General features: G+C 70.3%; 16 protein-coding genes. 12 read left to right on the forward strand and 4 right to left on the reverse strand.

All coding sequences use genetic code 11. From position 1 onward, the window contains the following. Window positions 1-188: 188 nt before the first annotated feature. Window positions 189-2,612, forward strand: coding sequence for a bifunctional (p)ppGpp synthetase/guanosine-3',5'-bis(diphosphate) 3'-pyrophosphohydrolase (locus MTF65_RS26810; RefSeq protein WP_243631545.1), 2,424 nt, complete (start codon window positions 189-191; stop codon window positions 2,610-2,612). A gap of 81 nt (window positions 2,613-2,693) precedes the next feature. Here the strand turns inward: MTF65_RS26810 and MTF65_RS26815 are convergent, their stop codons facing one another. Both MTF65_RS26815 and MTF65_RS26820 read right to left on the reverse strand, forming a co-directional pair. After that, window positions 2,694-3,923 (reverse strand): DUF349 domain-containing protein, encoded by a 1,230-nt coding sequence (locus MTF65_RS26815; RefSeq protein ID WP_243631546.1) that lies wholly within the window; start codon window positions 3,921-3,923, stop codon window positions 2,694-2,696. A gap of 190 nt (window positions 3,924-4,113) precedes the next feature. Then, window positions 4,114-4,863, reverse strand: a complete 750-nt coding sequence (locus MTF65_RS26820) for a peptidylprolyl isomerase (protein ID WP_243631547.1) — start codon at window positions 4,861-4,863, stop codon at window positions 4,114-4,116. A gap of 165 nt (window positions 4,864-5,028) precedes the next feature. Between MTF65_RS26820 and MTF65_RS26825 the strand changes: the two genes are divergently transcribed. From MTF65_RS26825 to MTF65_RS26840, 4 genes are all read left to right on the forward strand, one after another. Beyond that, on the forward strand, window positions 5,029-5,751 hold the full coding sequence (locus MTF65_RS26825) for an MBL fold metallo-hydrolase (protein WP_243631548.1): 723 nt from the start codon (window positions 5,029-5,031) through the stop codon (window positions 5,749-5,751). Window positions 5,752-5,761: 10 nt separating this feature from the next. Continuing rightward, window positions 5,762-7,021 carry a histidine--tRNA ligase gene (hisS, locus tag MTF65_RS26830; RefSeq protein WP_243631549.1) on the forward strand — a complete coding sequence of 420 codons (1,260 nt, stop codon included), beginning with the start codon at window positions 5,762-5,764 and terminating at the stop codon, window positions 7,019-7,021. A gap of 106 nt (window positions 7,022-7,127) precedes the next feature. Beyond that, window positions 7,128-7,742, forward strand: a complete 615-nt coding sequence (locus tag MTF65_RS26835) for a vitamin K epoxide reductase family protein (protein ID WP_243631550.1) — start codon at window positions 7,128-7,130, stop codon at window positions 7,740-7,742. A gap of 41 nt (window positions 7,743-7,783) precedes the next feature. After that, window positions 7,784-9,139: a replication-associated recombination protein A gene (locus MTF65_RS26840; protein WP_243631551.1), complete on the forward strand. Its 1,356-nt coding sequence runs from the start codon at window positions 7,784-7,786 to the stop codon at window positions 9,137-9,139. 47 nt (window positions 9,140-9,186) lie between these two features. On the opposite strand, the gene MTF65_RS26845 is transcribed toward MTF65_RS26840, so the two are convergent. Next, entirely contained in the window at window positions 9,187-10,395 is a 1,209-nt protein-coding gene (locus tag MTF65_RS26845; RefSeq protein WP_243631552.1) for an MFS transporter, read from the reverse strand. 55 nt (window positions 10,396-10,450) lie between these two features. Between MTF65_RS26845 and MTF65_RS26850 the strand changes: the two genes are divergently transcribed. Continuing rightward, entirely contained in the window at window positions 10,451-11,440 is a 990-nt protein-coding gene (locus MTF65_RS26850; protein WP_243631553.1) for a helix-turn-helix transcriptional regulator, read from the forward strand. Here the strand turns inward: MTF65_RS26850 and MTF65_RS26855 are convergent. After that, a complete protein-coding gene (locus MTF65_RS26855; protein ID WP_243631554.1) occupies window positions 11,437-12,342 on the reverse strand; it encodes a DUF2470 domain-containing protein in 906 nt (301 codons plus the stop codon). The two genes, MTF65_RS26850 and MTF65_RS26855, sit on opposite strands and share 4 nt — an antisense overlap. A gap of 55 nt (window positions 12,343-12,397) precedes the next feature. Here MTF65_RS26855 and rpsD point away from each other — a divergent pair, with 55 nt between their 5' ends. From rpsD to mltG, 6 genes are all read left to right on the forward strand, one after another. Further along, on the forward strand, window positions 12,398-13,009 hold the full coding sequence (gene rpsD / locus MTF65_RS26860; protein ID WP_030294564.1) for a 30S ribosomal protein S4: 612 nt from the start codon (window positions 12,398-12,400) through the stop codon (window positions 13,007-13,009). Window positions 13,010-13,179: 170 nt separating this feature from the next. Beyond that, a complete protein-coding gene (locus MTF65_RS26865; protein WP_243631555.1) occupies window positions 13,180-13,647 on the forward strand; it encodes a DUF948 domain-containing protein in 468 nt (155 codons plus the stop codon). Between the two features lie 8 nt (window positions 13,648-13,655). Next, window positions 13,656-14,018: a DUF6167 family protein gene (locus MTF65_RS26870; protein ID WP_243631556.1), complete on the forward strand. Its 363-nt coding sequence runs from the start codon at window positions 13,656-13,658 to the stop codon at window positions 14,016-14,018. Then, complete coding sequence (gene alaS, locus MTF65_RS26875) at window positions 14,018-16,687, forward strand: alanine--tRNA ligase (RefSeq protein WP_243631557.1); 2,670 nt, start codon at window positions 14,018-14,020, stop codon at window positions 16,685-16,687. The genes MTF65_RS26870 and alaS overlap by 1 nt, the downstream gene beginning before the upstream one ends. Window positions 16,688-16,689: 2 nt before the next feature. Then, complete coding sequence (gene ruvX / locus MTF65_RS26880) at window positions 16,690-17,160, forward strand: Holliday junction resolvase RuvX (protein ID WP_243631558.1); 471 nt, start codon at window positions 16,690-16,692, stop codon at window positions 17,158-17,160. Window positions 17,161-17,288: 128 nt separating this feature from the next. Next, the gene (mltG, locus tag MTF65_RS26885) at window positions 17,289-19,049 is read left to right on the forward strand and encodes an endolytic transglycosylase MltG (RefSeq protein WP_243631559.1); all 1,761 of its coding nucleotides are present in this window, start codon (window positions 17,289-17,291) and stop codon (window positions 19,047-19,049) included. The last annotated feature ends 5 nt before the right edge of the window (window positions 19,050-19,054 follow it).

The raw sequence follows: 19,054 nt of genomic DNA on the forward strand, positions 1-19,054 counted from the left end.
CTCAAACGCCGGCGAGGCTGGATCTTTCAGCCTCGCCGGCGTTTGAGGCGCGGGGTCTGGGGCGGAGCCCCAGCAGCGGGCCCGCAGCGGAAGGGTTGGGCGGAGGCTCGGGGAACGAGGGGGGCGAACCCTCGCTACGATGGTTGTCCGGACCGGACACGGGCACCGGATCCGCTTGAGGAGCGCTCTTGCCAGACGAGGTCCAGCCAATCTCCGCCGCGCAGCCCGACCCGCAACCCGAGCAGGCCACGGCGGCCGCCGCCACGCCCCCGCCGGCCCCGCCGGTCAAGCCCGCTCCGTTGAAGCCGGCCGGGTCCTCCAACCGCGTGCGCGCCCGCCTCGCCCGTCTCGGGGTCCAGCGTTCCAACCTGTACAACCCGGTACTGGAACCCCTGCTCCGTATAGTCCGCAGCAACGACCCGAAGATCGAGACGGCGACCCTGCGCCAGATCGAGCAGGCGTACCAGGTCGCCGAGCGCTGGCACCGCGGCCAGAAGCGCAAGAGCGGCGACCCGTACATCACCCACCCGCTCGCGGTGACGACCATCCTCGCCGAACTCGGCATGGACCCCGCGACGCTGATGGCGGGCCTGCTGCACGACACCGTCGAGGACACCGAATACGGGCTGGAACAGCTCCGCCGTGACTTCGGCGACGCCGTGGCCCTGCTCGTCGACGGCGTCACCAAGCTCGACCGGGTCAAGTTCGGCGAGGCCGCGCAGGCCGAGACCGTACGCAAGATGGTCGTCGCCATGGCCAAGGACCCCCGGGTCCTCGTCATCAAGCTCGCCGACCGCCTGCACAACATGCGCACCATGCGCTACCTCAAGCGGGAGAAGCAGGAGAAGAAGGCCCGCGAGACCCTGGAGATCTACGCGCCCCTGGCCCACCGCCTGGGCATGAACACGATCAAGTGGGAACTCGAAGACCTCTCCTTCGCGATCCTGTACCCGAAGATGTACGACGAGATCGTCCGCCTGGTCGCCGAGCGGGCGCCCAAGCGGGACGAGTACCTCGCCATCGTCACGGACGAGGTGCAGGCCGACCTGCGCGCGGCCCGCATCAAGGCCACCGTCACCGGCCGGCCCAAGCACTACTACAGCGTCTATCAGAAGATGATCGTGCGAGGGCGCGACTTCGCGGAGATCTACGACCTGGTCGGCATCCGCGTCCTCGTGGACACCGTCCGGGACTGCTACGCCGCCCTCGGCACCGTGCACGCGCGATGGAATCCGGTCCCCGGCCGGTTCAAGGACTACATCGCGATGCCCAAGTTCAACATGTACCAGTCGCTCCACACGACGGTCATCGGGCCCAGCGGCAAGCCGGTCGAGCTCCAGATCCGCACCTTCGACATGCACCGCCGCGCCGAGTACGGCATCGCCGCGCACTGGAAGTACAAGCAGCAGACCGTCGCCGGCACCTCCAAGGTGCGCACCGACGTCCCGCAGGCCGCCAAGGGCAGCGCCGGCCAGGACACCGTCAACGACATGGCCTGGCTGCGGCAGCTGCTCGACTGGCAGAAGGAGACCGAGGACCCGGGCGAGTTCCTCGACTCCCTGCGCTTCGACCTCTCCCGCAACGAGGTCTTCGTCTTCACGCCCAAGGGCGACGTCATAGCGCTTCCGGCCGGGGCCACCCCCGTCGACTTCGCGTTCGCCGTCCACACCGAGGTCGGCTACCGGACCATAGGGGCGCGGGTCAACGGGCGCCTCGTACCGCTCGAATCGACCCTCGACAACGGCGACCTGGTCGAGGTCTTCACCTCCAAGGCCGAGGGCGCCGGCCCGTCCCGCGACTGGCTCGGCTTCGTCAAGTCCCCGCGGGCCCGCAACAAGATCCGCGCCTGGTTCTCCAAGGAGCGCCGGGACGAGGCGATCGAGCAGGGCAAGGACTCCATCGCGCGGGCCATGCGCAAGCAGAACCTGCCGATCCAGCGCATCCTGACCGGCGACTCGCTCGTCACCCTCGCCCACGAGATGCGCTACCCCGACATCTCCTCGCTGTACGCGGCGATCGGCGAGGGACACGTCTCGGCGCAGGCCGTCGTGCAGAAGCTCGTCCAGGCCCTCGGCGGCGAGGAAGCCGCCGGCGAGGACATCGAGGAGAGCATCCCGCCCGCCCGCGGCCGCAAGCGCCGCACCAATGCCGACCCGGGCGTGGTCGTCAAGGGCGTCGACGACGTGTGGGTCAAGCTGGCCCGCTGCTGCACCCCGGTGCCGGGCGACCCGATCATCGGGTTCGTCACGCGCGGCAGCGGCGTATCGGTTCACCGCGCGGACTGCGTCAACGTGGACTCCCTCTCGCAGCAGCCCGAGCGGATGCTGGAGGTCGAGTGGGCGCCCACCCAGTCCTCCGTCTTCCTGGTCGCCATCCAGGTCGAGGCGCTGGACCGGTCCAGGCTGCTGTCGGATGTCACCCGGGTCCTGTCGGACCAGCACGTGAACATCCTCTCGGCGGCCGTGCAGACCTCCCGCGACCGGGTGGCCACCTCCCGGTTCACCTTCGAGATGGGCGACCCCAAGCACCTGGGACACGTCCTGAAGGCCGTACGGGGCGTCGAGGGCGTGTACGACGTCTACCGCGTGACCTCGGCCCGCAGCAGGGCGTAGCCGCGCAACGCCGGAGGGCCCGGTACGGACATCCGCGGATGTCCGTACCGGGCCCTCCGCTCGCGCGGGGCGGCCGGGGAATCAGCCGCCGAACTCCTCAAGGCCCTTCAGCGCCTGGTCCAGCAGGGCCTGGCGGCCCTCCAGCTCCCGGGACAGCTTGTCGGCCTTCGCGTTGTTGCCCGCCGCGCGCGCCGCGTCGATCTGCTCGCGCAGCTTGTCGACGGCCGCCTGCAGCTGACCCGTCAGGCCGGCCGCACGGGCCCGCGCCTCCGGGTTCGTACGGCGCCACTCGCCTTCCTCGGCCTCCTGGATCGCCCGCTCCACGGCGTGCATCCGGCCCTCGACCTTGGGACGGGCGTCGCGCGGCACGTGGCCGATGGCCTCCCAGCGCTCGTTGAGGGAGCGGAACGCGGCACGGGCCGCCTTCAGGTCCGTCACCGGGACGAGCTTCTCGGCCTCGTCGGCCAGCTCCTCCTTCAGCTTCAGGTTCTCGACCTGCTCGGCGTCGCGCTCCGCGAAGACCTCACCACGCGCCGCGAAGAACACGTCCTGAGCACCGCGGAAACGGTTCCACAGGTCGTCCTCGGCCTCGCGCTGTGCCCGGCCCGCCGCCTTCCAGTCCGCCATCAGCTCGCGGTAGCGGGCGGCCGTCGGACCCCAGTCCGTGGACTTCGACAGCGCCTCGGCCTCCGCGACCAGCTTCTCCTTGGCCTTGCGGGCGTCCTCGCGCTGGGCGTCCAGCGAGGCGAAGTGCGCCTTGCGGCGCTTGGAGAAGGCCGACCGGGCGTGCGAGAAGCGGTGCCACAGCTCGTCGTCCGACTTGCGGTCGAGACGCGGCAGCCCCTTCCAGATGTCCACCAGGGCCCGCAGCCGCTCGCCGGCGCTGCGCCACTGGTCGCTCTGCGCCAGCTCCTCGGCCTCGGCGACCAGCGCGTCCTTGGCCGCGCGGGCCTCGTCCGTCTGCTTCGCCTTCTGGGCCTTGCGCTCCTCGCGGCGCGAGTCCACCGTCGCGACGAGCTTGTCCAGCCGGACGCGCAGCGCGTCGAGGTCGCCCACGGCGTGGTGCTCGTCCACCTGCTTGCGCAGGTGGTCGATCGCGATCTGGGCGTCCTTGGCGGACAGATCGGTGGTCCGCACCCGCCGCTCAAGGAGGCCGATCTCGACTACCAGGCCCTCGTACTTGCGCTCGAAGTAGGCCAGTGCCTCTTCAGGGGTGCCCGCCTGCCACGAGCCGACGACCTGCTCGCCCTCGGCCGTACGCACGTACACGGTGCCCGTCTCGTCGACACGGCCCCACGGGTCGCTGCTCACAGCGCCTCCTCCACCTGATGCCTTGCGAGGGGTTCACCCCCTGGGCATCGTCCACAGTTTCCTGGGGCGGGCAGCGCCCGCCCTGCACAACGCCAACATAGGCGACCGCCGGGCCGGCTGTCCGCATCCCGCACGACGGAATATCGCCGCACGGGCGGGAGGCCGGCCGGGCCCGGCGGCGCCGCGCCCGTCAGTTCTTGGTGACGGTGCCCTTCTCGATGGTCACGGCGTTCTTCGGGGCCCCGTCCGGGGCGCCGTCGGCCGTGCCGACCTTGGCGATCTCCTCCAGCGTCTTCAGGCCCGCCGCGTCGATCTTGCCGAACGGCGTGTACGACGGAGGCAGCGAGGTGTCCTTGTAGACCAGGAAGAACTGGCTGCCGCCGGAGTGGGGCTGCCCGGTGTTCGCCATCGCCACCGTGCCGGCCGGGTAGACCACCTTGCCGGACTCGTCCGGCTTGCCCAGCGACTCCAGGTTCTCGTCCGCGATGGTGTAGCCGGGGCCGCCCTGGCCGGTGCCCTCCGGGTCGCCGCACTGGAGGACGAAGATGCCGTCGGTCGTGAGCCGGTGGCACGTGGTCTTGTCGAAGAAGCGCTTGTCGGCCAGCGACTTGAACGAGTTGACCGTCTCCGGCGTCTTCGCCGCGTCCATCTCGACCTTGATGTCGCCCTTGATGTCCCCCGCGTTCGCCTTCAGGGCGAGGGTGTACTTCGCGGTCTTGTCGATCGCCATCTTCGGCGGACCGGACTCCCGCGACTTCTCCTCCTTGTCGAAGACGCCGCCCACGACGAGGCCGACCAGCGTCGCGATCACCACGGCCGCGGCCGCGCCGATCACGGCCGCACGCCGCCGCGCCTTCCGCCGGGCCTCCGCCCGCCGCTTCTGCTGGCGCTCGTACTTCTCCCTGGCGAGCTGTCGCCGCCGCTGATCGTTCGTGACCACCGGGTCGTCTCCTTGTGCGTCTCTGGTACCGCTGTCCGGGCTCGGTTAGGCCGTACCGTATATGGGTTCGCTGTGTCATGAGCGGCGCCGGTAGGCTCTGAGCAGCAGCATTCCGATCAGCGGCCCGCTGCCGCCGCCCCCGCCGGACGACGATTGAGGACGAACGTGCTGATTGCCGGGTTCCCCGCCGGGGCCTGGGGGACCAATTGCTATCTGGTCGCCCCCTCCGCCGGTGAGGAGTGCGTCATCATCGACCCGGGCCACCAGGCCACCCAGGGTGTCGAGGAGACGCTGAGGAAGCACCGGCTCAAGCCCGTGGCGGTCGTCCTCACCCATGGCCACATCGATCACGTGGCCTCGGTGGTCCCGGTGTGCGGAGCACACGACGTACCGGCCTGGATCCACCCCGAGGACCGCTACATGATGAGCGACCCGGAGAAGGCCCTCGGCCGCTCCATCGGGATGCCGCTCATGGGCGAGCTGACCGTGGGCGAGCCGGACGACGTCCGCGAACTGACCGACGGCAGCAGGCTGAAGCTGGCCGGAATGGAATTCTCGGTGGCGCACGCGCCCGGCCATACCAAGGGGTCGGTGACCTTCCAGATGCCCGAGGCGGCCGACATCCCGTCGGTCTTCTTCTCGGGCGACCTGCTCTTCGCCGGCTCCATCGGACGCACCGACCTGCCCGGCGGCTCCCACGCCGAGATCCTCCAGTCGCTGGCCCGCGTGTGCCTGCCCCTGGACGACTCGACCGTGGTGCTGTCCGGCCACGGTTCCCAGACCACCATCGGCCGCGAGCGCGCGACCAACCCGTACCTGCGCGAGGTCGCCGCACGCCGCCAAGGGCAGGCAGCGGACCCGACCGCCGCTCCACGACGAGGAATGTGACGAGAGTTTCGTGAGCACCTTCAAGGCCCCCAAGGGCACGTACGACCTCATCCCGCCGTACTCGGCGAAGTACCTGGCCGTCCGCGACGCCATCTCCGGCCCGCTGCGCCTGTCCGGCTACGGGTACGTCGAGACGCCCGGCTTCGAGGACGTGGACCTGTTCGCCCGCGGCGTCGGCGAGTCCACCGACATCGTGACCAAGGAGATGTACACCCTCACGACGAAGGGCGGGGCCAACCTGGCGCTGCGCCCCGAGGGCACCGCCTCCGTCCTGCGCGCGGCCCTGGAGGCCAACCTGCACAAGGCCGGCGGCCTGCCGGTCAAGCTCTGGTACTCGGGCTCGTACTACCGCTACGAGCGCCCGCAGAAGGGCCGGTACCGGCACTTCTCGCAGGTCGGCGCCGAGGCGATCGGAGCCGAGGACCCGGCGCTGGACGCCGAGCTGATCATCCTGGCCGACCAGGCGTACCGCGCGCTGGGCCTGCGCGACTTCCGGATCCTGCTGAACTCGCTGGGCGACAAGGAGTGCCGCCCGGTGTACCGGGAGGCGCTGCAGTCCTTCCTGAGCGGCCTGGACCTGGACGAGGAGACCGTCCGCCGGGCCGAGATCAACCCGCTGCGCGTCCTGGACGACAAGCGGCCGGAGGTCCAGAAGCAGCTGGTCGGGGCCCCGATGCTGCGGGACTACCTGTGCGACGCGTGCAAGGCGTACCACGAGGAGGTGCGGGCGCTGATCATGGCGGCCGGCGTCGCCTTCGAGGACGACGAGAAGCTGGTGCGCGGGCTGGACTACTACACCCGCACCACCTTCGAGTTCGTCCACGACGGCCTGGGCTCGCAGTCCGCGGTCGGCGGGGGCGGGCGCTACGACGGCCTGTCCGAGATGATCGGCGGACCGGCGCTGCCCTCCGTGGGCTGGGCGCTGGGCGTGGACCGTACGGTCCTGGCGCTGGAGGCCGAGGGCGTCGAGCTGGACATCCCGGCGGCGACCTCGGTGTTCGCGGTGGCGCTGGGCGAGGCCAAGCCGGTCCTGTTCGGGCTGGTCACGGAGCTGCGCAAGGCGGGTGTCGCGGCGGACATCTCGTACGGGGGCAAGGGCCTCAAGGGCGCGATGAAGGACGCGAACCGGTCGGGCGCGCGGTTCGCGATCGTCGCGGGCGACCGCGACCTCGCCGAGGGCGTCGTCCAGCTCAAGGACATGGAGTCCGGGGAGCAGTCCCCGGTGGCGCTCACCGACGTGGTCGAGGTGCTGCGGGCCAAGCTGGCCTGACCGGTCCGGCCGCCGCCCGTCCTTATCCCCGGCGAACGGCCGCCACACAGCCGGGTACGGCACAATGTCCGGTGCTTGATGACCTTGCGGATGCGGAGCGGGCGGTATGACGACGAAGAGTGCTGAGGCGGACACCGCCCCGCGGACCGTCGGCAGCAGCAGGGCCCTGGCTCTGCTGCTGGTGATCACGGGGGCCGCGGGGCTGCTCGCCGCCTGGGTGATCACGATCGACAAGTTCAAGCTGCTGGAGGACCCGAACTTCACGCCGGGCTGCAGCCTGAACCCGATCGTCTCGTGCGGCAACATCATGAAGAGCGAGCAGGCGGCCGTCTTCGGCTTCCCGAACCCGATGCTGGGGCTGGTCGCCTACGGGGTGGTGATATGCGTCGGCATGAGCCTGCTGGCCGGGGCGCGCTTCCGCGGCTGGTACTGGCTCACCTTGAACGCGGGGACCCTCTTCGGCGTCGTCTTCTGCGCCTGGCTGACGTACCAGTCGCTGTACACCATCAACTCGCTGTGCCTGTGGTGCTGCCTGGCCTGGGTCGCCACCATCGTGATGTTCTGGTACGTCACCTCGCACAACGTGCGCCAGGGCCTGCTGCCGGCCCCGGCGTGGCTGCGCGGCTTCCTCGACGAGTTCACCTGGGTCCTGCCCGTCCTGCACATCGGGATCATCGGCATGTTGATCCTGACCCGCTGGTGGGACTTCTGGACCTCGTGAGGGGCGCCGGGCCTGTCAGTGGGCTCGCATAGGCTTTCCACGTGGAACCAGACCTGTTCACCGCCGCTGCCGAAGAACGCCGCGAGAAGGACCCCGCGAGCGCTCCGCTCGCCGTCCGGATGCGTCCGCGCACCCTGGACGAGGTCGTCGGCCAGCGGCATCTGCTGAAGCCCGGATCACCGCTGCGGCGGCTGGTCGGGGAGGGGGCGGGCGGTCCGGCCGGTGCCTCGTCGGTGATCCTGTGGGGTCCGCCGGGCATCGGGAAGACCACGCTGGCGTACGTGGTGAGCCAGGCGACGCAGAAGCGGTTCGTGGAGCTGTCGGCCATCACGGCGGGCGTGAAAGAGGTACGGGCCGTCATCGAGGGCGCCAAGCGGGCGGCCGGCGGTTACGGCAAGGAGACCGTCCTCTTCCTCGACGAGATCCACCGCTTCAGCAAGGCCCAGCAGGACTCGCTGCTGCCGGCCGTGGAGAACCGCTGGGTCACGCTGATCGCGGCGACCACGGAGAATCCGTACTTCTCGATCATCTCGCCGCTGCTGTCGCGCTCGCTGCTGCTGACGCTGGAGCCGCTGACGGACGAAGACCTCAGCACGCTGCTGGGGTCCGCGCTGACGCAGGAGCGGGGCCTCGGCGGGGCCGTCACGCTGCCCGCCGACGCGCGGGCGCACCTGCTGCGGATCGCGGGCGGCGACGCCCGGCGGGCGCTGACGGCGCTGGAGGCGGGTGCCGGTGCGGCGATCGCCAAGGGCGAGCCGGAGATCAGCCTCCAGACGCTGGAGGAGGCGGTCGACCGGGCGGCGGTGAAGTACGACCGGGACGGAGACCAGCACTACGACGTGGCGAGCGCGCTGATCAAGTCGATCCGGGGCTCGGACGTGGACGCGGCGCTGCACTACCTTGCCCGGATGATCGAGGCGGGCGAGGACCCGCGGTTCATCGCGCGGCGTCTGATGATCTCGGCGAGCGAGGACATCGGGCTCGCGGACCCGACGGCCCTGCCGATCGCCGTCGCGGCGGCGCAGGCGGTGGCGATGATCGGCTTCCCGGAGGCCGCGCTGACGCTGTCGCACGCGACGATCGCGCTGGCGCTGGCCCCGAAGTCGAACACCGCCACGACGGCGATCGGCGCGGCCCTGGCCGACGTCCGGGCCGGGCTGGCGGGCGCGGTGCCGGCGCATCTGCGGGACGGGCACTACAAGGGCGCGGCGAAGCTGGGGCACGCGGTGGGGTACGTGTACCCGCACGACGTGCCGGGGGCGATCGCCGCGCAGCAGTACGCACCGGACGAGATCCACGGGAAGCGGTACTACGAGCCGACGCGGTACGGCGCGGAGGCGCGGTACGCGGACGTGGTGGAGAAGGTCCGCGAACGCCTGCGCGGCGACCGCGCCTGACCCGGCGTTTTCAGCCTCGCCGGCGTTTGAGGCCCCGCCGGGCACTTTCAGCCTCGCCGGCGAGGCTGAGGGTACGGGCGGGCGAACGCGAGGAGGGCGAGCAGGGCCACGAGCGCGCACACGCCCCACCATCCGGCCCGGCCGTACGCGCGGACCCCGAGCCAGGATCCGGCGCTGCCGCCCAGATAGGCGCAGGTCATGTAGGCGGTGTTGAGCCTGCTGCGGGCATCGGGGCGCAGGGCGTAGACCCGGGCCGAGTTGGCGACCATGCCGCACTGCATGGCGACATCGAGCAGCAGCGTGCCGACGACCAGCGCGGCCATCCCGGGTACGCCGCCCCAGGCTCCCGCGGCCAGGACCGCGGCCGAGACCAGGACCGCGAGCACGGAGACGAGGTTCACCGGGTCCGGACCGTGGCGGTCCACCAGGCGACCGGCGAGCGGTGTGCAGAGCATGGTCATGCCGCCGACGAGGGCGAGCAGCCCCACGGCCCGGGCGTCCGTACCGTAGAGCGGACCGGTGAGCAGGAGGACCAGGCAGGTCCACACGGCCGAGAAACCGCCGAAGACCGTCGCCTGGTAGAAGCAGGAGCGGCGCAGGTCCGGCTCGGTGCGCAGCAGGCGAAGGGACTCGGCCAGGAGGGCCGGGTACGGCTGACGCGAGGGCGGGGTGGTGGCCGGCAGGGTGCGGGCCAGCAGGCAGGCGAGCAGCAGGGTCAGGGCCGAGGCCGCCAGGTAGGGAACCCTCCACCCCAGCCATTCGCCGAGCGAGCCGCTGAAGGCGCGGGCGAGCAGCATGCCGCCGATCGATCCGCTCAGCAGGGTGCCGATCACCGCTCCGCGGCGGTCGTCGGCCACCAGACCGACCGCCATCGGGCCGACGACCTGAGCGGCGATGGTGGTGAGCCCGATGAGTGCGCTGGCGGCGATGAGCAGGGGCAGCGTGGGGGCGCAGCCCGCGGCGATCAGGCCCAGGCCGGACAGGGTGAGCAGGGTCACGAGGAAGGGGCGGTGGGGGAGACGGTCGCCGAGCGGCACGAGCAGGAACATGCCGGCCGTGTAGCCGATCTGGGTGGCGGTCACGGCCAGGGAGGCCGACTCGGGAGACGTGTGCAGTCCTGCGGCGACCAAGGGGATGATCGCCTGCGGGAAGTAGATGTTGCCCACGGCCACCGCGCAGGTCACGGCCAGGACCAGCGTCATCCGACCGGTGGCGATCGCCGTGCGGCGCTCATGAGCGGGTGTCATGGGTGTCATGCCGGAAGCTCACGCCATCGACGCCGCGAAGCCAATCGATGTAGCGTCCGGCTTAATGATCAGCTTCGAGCTCGGCGTCGAGGATCTCGCGAACACCCGCTTCGCCCTGTCTCCCGCGCATGAGACCCTGCTCAGCCTGCGGATCCTCCAGGACCCGGGGCTGTCCGCGGTGCACCTCCCGTGGCGCAGGTCCGTGCTCGGCAGGATCGGCTCGCTCGACACCGGCCTGCTGATGTCCGTAGTGGCGCGCAGGCGCACCCTCCCCGACTTCCTCACCCCGCGGCCCACGAGCTTCGCGCCGGCCTTCGCGGAGGAGCTGGCCGTCGTCCGCCGGACGTCCCCCGCGCGGGTCCGGCGCGACCTGGTGGCCGCGCACGCCCCCGACCCGCTGCCCGCGGCCCTGTACGACGCCGCCGCCGGCGACGACGCGGCCGTGGCCGGACTGCGCGACGCCCTGTGCGAGCTGCTGTGGCAGTTCTGGCAGGCGGCCATCGAGCCGGAGTGGCGGCGGATACGGCTGCTGCTCGAAGCCGACATGACCTACCGGGCGCGGCAGCTGGCGGTGGGAGGCGCCCGCCTGCTGTTCGCGGACATGCACCCGAACCTGCGCTGGCACCAGGGCGTACTGCACGTCGGCCAGATGCTCAGCAGCCATCACGTCGCGGCGTCCGGCCGGGGGCTGCTGCTCCTGCCGTCCGTGTTCGTGCACAAGCCGGCTCCTCCGGTCGATCCCGAGGAGCCGCCCGGGCTCGTCTACCCGAGCCGGGGCGTCGCCACGCTGTGGGACGCGCCGCCGCCCGCCGACGCGACGGCCCTCGCCTCGCTGCTCGGTGCGCCCAGGGCGCGGCTGCTCACCCTGCTCGCGGAGCCGCTCGCCACGGTCGAGATCGCCCGCCGCCTGCGGGTGACCCCGAGCGCCGTCTCCCAGCACCTGCGGGTGCTCCACGCGACGGGGCTCGTCACCCGGGCGCGCGACGGACGCCAAGTCCTGTACCGGCGCAGCCATCTCGGTGACCAGCTGGCCGAGGGGAGCGAACCCGCTTAGCCGCCCGCCGCGGAGAACAGCCGGCGCATCGCGTGCCGCAGCCCGCAGACGTCCGCCACCGGCTGGGGGAAGTCGAAGCGGGCGTCGAACGAGGAGCCGCCGCCCGTGAAGCGGACCCGCAGCCCGAGGCGGTCCAGGGCCAGGGGAACCGCCGTCATCCCGTCGGCCGCCCGCGCTCCGAGCAGGCCGCTCAGGTCGCCGACGAGGTCCCCGTGCGCGGACGCGAGGTGCTGGAGCAGCTCCGTCTCGTGCCCCACCAGCGGGTCGGGCGCGGCCTCCGCGAGATCCTCCGGGTCCACCCGCTCGGCACCCCACAGGTCGTCCACCGAGATCTCGCCGACCTCCAGCCGGAGCAGCATCCACGCCGGGCGGCCGGAGTACGGGAGGTCCAGCGACTCCGACAGGCCCAGCAGCTCGCCCACCGGATGGCGCTCCGCCAGCAGCGCCGCGCAGGCCGCGCGGTCGTCACCGCGTACCGGCGTCAGCCACCCGGCCAGCCACGCGCGGCCTCGGATACGATGGGGCACGGACACCGGCGCCACATCCGTGATCTCGATCACGGCCGTGAGGTCGTCGTCCTGGGCGTGAGCGGCTGCCCTGGCAGCCGCGGATTCCCCGGAAACAAGGAGAATCACGTCCCCGTCCGGGGTGACGGTCCGAGCGGCCGGCACCCCTGTCCCGAATTCGGCCTGCTCCTGGCTGTCAGGAGCACCCGGCAGAGTGAGGGATACTGAGGCGTTGGACTCTACGAGGGTTCGTACGCGTTCGGCTCCGGTGAGCTGCCGAACGCCTTCCCTGGGACGCGGCTGACCTTGCTTATCGTCGCCGAAAGCAGATTCTGTTTCGTTGGAATCTGAACTTCGGTGCGCACTGGGCAGGGGGATCCCATGTGGTCGAGACATTACGTCCTCCTCGCTAAGGTAAGCCTCACCTAACTTACATGGAGGTAGGTTCCACGTGAACCAGAAGCGACCCAAGGTCAAGAAGTCGCGTGCCCTCGGCATTGCGCTGACCCCGAAGGCCGTCAAGTACTTCGAGGCCCGCCCCTACCCGCCGGGCGAGCACGGCCGTGGCCGCAAGCAGAACTCGGACTACAAGGTTCGTCTGCTCGAGAAGCAGCGTCTGCGCGCCCAGTACGACATCTCTGAGCGTCAGATGGCTCGCGCCTACGACCGCGCCAAGAAGGCCGAAGGCAAGACGGGCGAGGCGCTTGTCGTCGAGCTCGAGCGTCGCCTCGACGCCCTGGTTCTGCGTTCGGGCATCGCCCGCACCATCTACCAGGCCCGCCAGATGGTCGTTCACGGCCACATCGAGGTCAACGGTGGCAAGGTCGACAAGCCGTCGTTCCGTGTCCGCCCGGACGATGTCATCACCGTGCGCGAGCGCAGCCGCGAGAAGGTTCCGTTCCAGGTTGCCCGTGAGGGTGGCTACGCAGGCGAGGGCGAGACCCCGCGCTACCTGCAGGTCAACCTGAAGGCCCTGGCCTTCCGCCTGGACCGCGACCCGAACCGCAAGGAAATCCCGGTCATCTGCGACGAGCAGCTCGTCGTCGAGTACTACGCCCGCTGATCTCTCAGCGGACGTAGCCTCACAGGCTGGTCAGCCCGCCGGTGCCCCCTCGGGGGAGCCGGCGGGCTTCCTGTTTTCCGCTTAACCCGGTACGGCGGCGGATCTCCGGCGCGATAGGGTCGGATGACGACTTTTTCGCGTAGTGATCAATGTGCAGAGAGCGGTGCAACGTGTCCGGTGGAGAGGTGGCCGGCATTCTCGTGGCCGTCTTCTGGGCCATCCTGGTCTCCTTCCTCGCCGTGGTGCTGGCGAGGCTGGCCCAGGTGCTCAAAGCGACCACCAAGCTGGTGGCGGACGTGACCGACCAGGCCGTGCCGCTGCTGGCCGACGCCTCCACGACCGTCCGCTCCGCGCGCACGCAGCTCGACCGGGTCGACGCCATCGCGAGTGACGTCCAGGAAGTCACCTCCAACGCCTCCGCGCTGTCCTCCACCGTGGCCTCCGCCTTCGGCGGGCCGCTGGTCAAGGTCGCGGCCTTCGGCTACGGAGTCCGCAAGGCGCTGGGCAAGACGGACACCGCGACGTCGGACGGCGTGCCGCGGAAGACCCCCCGACGCCCACGAAGTGATGGCGGTAGCCATACCGTGATCGTCGGCCGTACGGTGCCGCCGGCGCGGCGCCGGAAGCAGAAGGGCTGAGACCTCCGATGTTCCGCCGAGCCTTCTGGTTCACCGCAGGCGCCGCCGCCGGCGTGTGGGCCACCACCAAGGTCAACCGCCAGCTCAAGAAGCTGACGCCGGAGAGCCTCGCCGCGCAGGCCGCTGACAAGGCCGTCGAGGCGGGTCACCGCCTCAAGGACTTCGCCCTCGACGTCAAAGCGGGAATGACGCAGCGCGAAGACGAGCTGAACGATGCACTGGGGTTGCGTCAGGACGCTGACAACCCGGCCCTGACCGACAACGTCACCGCCCTGCCCGGGCCCCGGCGTCTGCGGGCCATCGAGAACGACAAGACCAACCACCGAGCGAGCCGCTCGGCGGTCACGTACAACCGGAATGAGGACCACTGATGGAGTCGGCTGAAATCCGCCGCCGCTGGCTGAGCTTCTTCGAGGAGCGCGGTCACGCCGTTGTCCCTTCGGCGTCGCTCATCGCGGACGACCCGACTCTGCTGCTGGTCAACGCGGGCATGGTCCCCTTCAAGCCGTACTTCCTCGGCGAGACCAAGCCCCCGGCCCCCCGCGCCACCAGCGTGCAGAAGTGCGTCCGTACGCCGGACATCGAAGAGGTCGGCAAGACCACCCGCCACGGCACGTTCTTCCAGATGTGCGGCAACTTCTCCTTCGGGGACTACTTCAAGGAAGGCGCCATCAAGTACGCCTGGGAGCTGCTCACCAGCTCCGTGGCGGACGGCGGCTACGGGCTGGACCCGGAGAAGCTCTGGATCACGGTCTACCTCGACGACGACGAGGCCGAGTCGATCTGGCGCGACGTGATCGGCGTCCCCGCCGAGCGCATCCAGCGCCTGGGCAAGAAGGACAACTTCTGGTCCATGGGCGTCCCGGGCCCCTGCGGCCCGTGCTCCGAGATCAACTACGACCGCGGCCCGGAGTTCGGCGTCGAGGGCGGCCCGGCCGTCAACGACGAGCGCTACGTGGAGATCTGGAACCTGGTCTTCATGCAGTACGAGCGCGGCGCCGGCGACGGGAAGGAAGACTTCCCGATCCTCGGCGACCTGCCGTCGAAGAACATCGACACGGGTCTGGGCCTTGAGCGTCTCGCCATGATCCTGCAAGACGTGCCGAACATGTACGAGACCGACACCCTGCGCGTGGTCATGGACAAGGCCACCGAGCTGACCGGCGTGCAGTACGGTGCCGCCAAGGACACCGATGTGTCCATGCGCGTGGTCGCCGACCACATCCGCACCTCCGTCATGCTCATCGGCGACGGCGTCACCCCCGGCAACGAGGGCCGCGGCTACGTGCTGCGCCGCATCATGCGCCGCGCCATCCGCAACATGCGCCTCATGGGCGCCACGGGTCCGGTCGTCCAGGAGCTCGTGGACGTCGTGATCAACACGATGGGGCAGCAGTACCCGGAGCTCGTCACCGACCGCAAGCGCATCGAGACCGTCGCGCTCGCCGAAGAGGCCGCCTTCCTCAAGGCCCTCAAGGGCGGCACGAACATCCTCGACACCGCCGTGACCGAGACCAAGGCCGCCGGCGGCAAGGTCCTCTCCGGCGACAAGGCGTTCCTGCTCCACGACACCTGGGGCTTCCCGATCGACCTCACCCTGGAGATGGCCTCCGAGCAGGGCCTCTCCGTGGACGAGGCCGGCTTCCGCCGCCTGATGCAGGAGCAGCGCGACCGCGCCAAGGCCGACGCCAGGGCCAAGAAGACCGGTCATGCCGACGTCTCCGCGTACCGGGAGATCGCCGACAGCGCCGGCGCCACCGAGTTCACCGGCTACGCCACCAACCAGGGCGAGTCCACCATCGTCGGCCTGCTGGTCAACGGCGTCTCCGCGCCCGCCGCCTCCGAGGGCGACGAGGTCGAGGTCGTCCTCGACCGCACCCCCTTCTACGCCGAGGGCGGCGGCCAGCTCGCCGACCAGGGCCGCATCAAGCTCGACTCCGGCGCGATCATCAACGTACGCGACGTCCAGCAGCCGGTCCCGGGTGTCTCCGTGCACAAGGGTTCCGTCCACGTCGGCGAGGTGACGGTGGGCGCCTCCGCGTACGCCGCCATCGACGTCAAGCGCCGCCGGGCCATCGCCCGCGCCCACTCGGCCACCCACCTGACCCACCAGGCGCTGCGCGACGCCCTCGGCCCGACGGCCGCCCAGGCCGGTTCCGAGAACTCGCCCGGCCGCTTCCGCTTCGACTTCGGTTCGCCGAACGCCGTCCCCGGCGGTGTCCTCACGGACGTGGAGCAGAAGATCAACGAGGTCCTGTCGCGCGAGCTCGACGTGACCGCCGAGGTCATGAGCATCGACGAGGCGAAGAAGCAGGGTGCCATCGCCGAGTTCGGCGAGAAGTACGGCGAGCGCGTGCGCGTCGTCACCATCGGCGACTTCTCCAAGGAGCTGTGCGGCGGCACGCACGTCGGCAACACCGCCCAGCTGGGTCTGGTGAAGCTGCTCGGTGAGTCCTCCATCGGCTCCGGCGTGCGCCGCGTCGAGGCCCTCGTCGGCGCGGACGCGTACAACTTCCTCGCCAAGGAGCACACGGTCGTCGCCCAGCTCCAGGAGCTGGTCAAGGGCCGTCCGGAGGAGCTGCCGGAGAAGATCGCCTCCATGCTCGGCAAGCTGAAGGACGCCGAGAAGGAGATCGAGAAGTTCCGCGCGGAAAAGGTCCTCCAGGCCGCCGCCGGGCTCGCCGAGAACGCCCAGGACATCCGCGGTGTCGCGCTCGTCGTTGGCCAGGTGCCGGACGGCACCGGCGCCGACGACCTGCGCAAGCTGGTCCTCGACGTCCGCGGCCGCATTCACGGTGACCGCCCGGCCGTCGTGGCCCTGTTCGCCACGGCGAACGACCGCCCGCTGACCGTCATCGCCACCAACGAGGCCGCTCGCGAGCGCGGTCTCAAGGCCGGCGACCTGGTCCGTACGGCCGCCAAGACCCTCGGTGGCGGCGGTGGCGGCAAGCCCGACGTCGCCCAGGGCGGCGGCCAGAACCCGGCCGCCATCCCCGAGGCCATCGCCGCGGTCGAGCGCCTCGTCGTAGAGACGGTCTGACGATGACTCTGCGCCGCGGCCGCCGGCTCGCCATCGATGTCGGGGACGCCAGGATCGGGGTCGCCTCGTGCGACCCCGACGGGGTGTTGGCCACACCGGTGGAAACCGTGCCGGGCCGGGACATCCCCTTCGCCCACAGGCGGCTGCGGCAGCTCGTCGAGGAGTACGAGCCCCTCGAAGTCGTGGTCGGCCTCCCCCGCTCGCTCAGCGGGCGGGAGGGGCCGGCGGCGGCCAAGGTCCGCGTCTTCGCCACGGAACTCGCCAAGGGCATCAAGCCGGTGGCGGTCCGTCTCGTGGACGAGCGGATGACCACGGTCACCGCCGCCCAGGGGCTGCGGGCCTCGGGGAAGAACGCCAAGAAGGGCCGGTCGGTCATCGACCAGGCGGCAGCGGTGGTGATCCTCCAGACCGCTCTTGAGACCGAACGGGTATCAGGTAATCCGCCCGGCGAGTGCGTCGAAGTGGTTGTCTGATCGCGATACGGTAACGTTCCGCGCGATGAGACGGCATTCGAACAGCCGTCGCCCACCACCAAAGAGGCGGAACCAGGCGTCGCGGTAGAACGGAACCGTGGCCGTCGTCTCGCGGCGCTAGGGGATCGATGACTGAGTATGGCCGGGGCCGTAGCCCCGAACCGTGGCACCCCGAGGACCCCCTGTACGGGGACCAGGTGTGGAGCGGTCACGAGGCCCAGCAGGGCCAGATGTCCTATGGCGGCGGCCCGCAGCAGCAGTATCCGCAGGAGCCGCAGTACCAGGAGCCTCAGTACCAGCAGCCGTCGTACCCCCAGCAGGGCCCGCACGACCCATACGCGCAGCAGCAGCAAGCCCAGCACCAGCAGCAACAGCAGCACTCCGGGCAGCACCAGGGCTACGCCCCGCAGCAGGCTCACCCCCAGCAGGCTCACCCCCAGCAGGCTCACCCCCAGCAGTACGTGGGCCAGCCCCAGCAGCAGCCGACGTACGCCGGCCAGAACTGGGACACCGGCCAGGGCCAGTACGCGGCCGCGGTGCAGGCCGACCCGTACGTGGGCGCGGACCCGTACGCCCAGCAGACCGTCGGGGCCTACCCCGGCGAGGCCCCCGACCTGTACACCACGGAGGAGGCCTACCCGCCTCCGGTGCCCCCGGGCCGGCGCCACCTGGAGCCGGAACCGGCCGATGACCTGGACGAGGAACCTGACACCTCGTTCTTCTCGGGTGAGGGCGGGGGCGACGACGACGGCGACGAGCCTCCCGGCCGCCGCTCGGGCCGCTCGAAGGGCGGCAAGCCCAAGAAGCGCAGCGGTACTGCCTGCCTGCTCGCCGCCGTGGTGATCCTGGGCGTCGTCGGCGGTGGCGGCTACTACGGCTACAGCTATCTCAAGGCGCGGTTCGGCGCGACCGAGGACTTCTCGGGCGAGGGCTCGGGCGAGACGGTCGACGTGGAGATCCCCAAGGGCGCGGGCCTGGGGCAGATGGGCCGGATCCTCAAGGAAGCCGGCGTGGTCGCCAGCGCCCAGGCCTTCGTCGACGCGGCGAACGCCAACCCCAAGGGCAAGGCCATCCAGCCGGGCATCTACCCGATGAAGCAGAAGATGTCGGGTGCGGCCGCCGTCGCGCTGATGGTCGACCCCAGCAAGCTGAACGTCCTGACCATCGCCGAAGGCATGCGCAGCGCCACCGTCTACCAGGCGATCGACAGGAAGCTGGGCAAGCCGGAAGGCAGCACGCGCGAGATCGCGGAGCGCGAGTTCAAGAACCTCGGCCTGCCGGCCTGGGCGACCGACAACCCGAAGGTCGTGGACCCGCTGGAAGGGTTCCTCTACCCGATGCGGTACGACCTCAGCAAGGACAGCACGCCCGAGTCCCTGCTCAAGCAGATGGTCAAGAACGCGACCGACAAGTACACGGAGCTCGGCATCGAGGGCAAGGCCAAGGAGCTGGGCCTGGAGAACCCGCTCCAGGTGGTCACGGTCGCCAGCCTCGTCAACGCCGAGGGCAAGAACCACGACGACTTCCGGAAGATGTCCGAGGTGGTCTACAACCGCCTCAAGAAGAACAACTACGTCACGAACCAGAAGCTTGAGTTCGACTCGACGTACAACTACATCAAGGGCAAGAGCGACATCAACTTCTCGCTCAAGGAGGCGAGGGCGTTCGACAACCCCTACAACACGCACTTCGTCAAGGGACTGCCGCCCGGTCCGATCGGGAACCCGGGCGCGGACGCGTTGACCGCCACGCTCACCCCGGACCACGGCGGCTGGATGTTCTTCGTGTCGGTCGACGGTGACAAGACGACCTTCACCAAGACGTACGAGGAGCACCAGAAGCTGGCCGACGAGTTCCAGGAACGGCAGAAGCAGAAGAACGGCGGGTAGGTAAG

The sequence above is a fragment of the Streptomyces sp. APSN-46.1 genome (genome assembly GCF_022815725.1).
GTDB lineage: Bacteria > Actinomycetota > Actinomycetes > Streptomycetales > Streptomycetaceae > Streptomyces.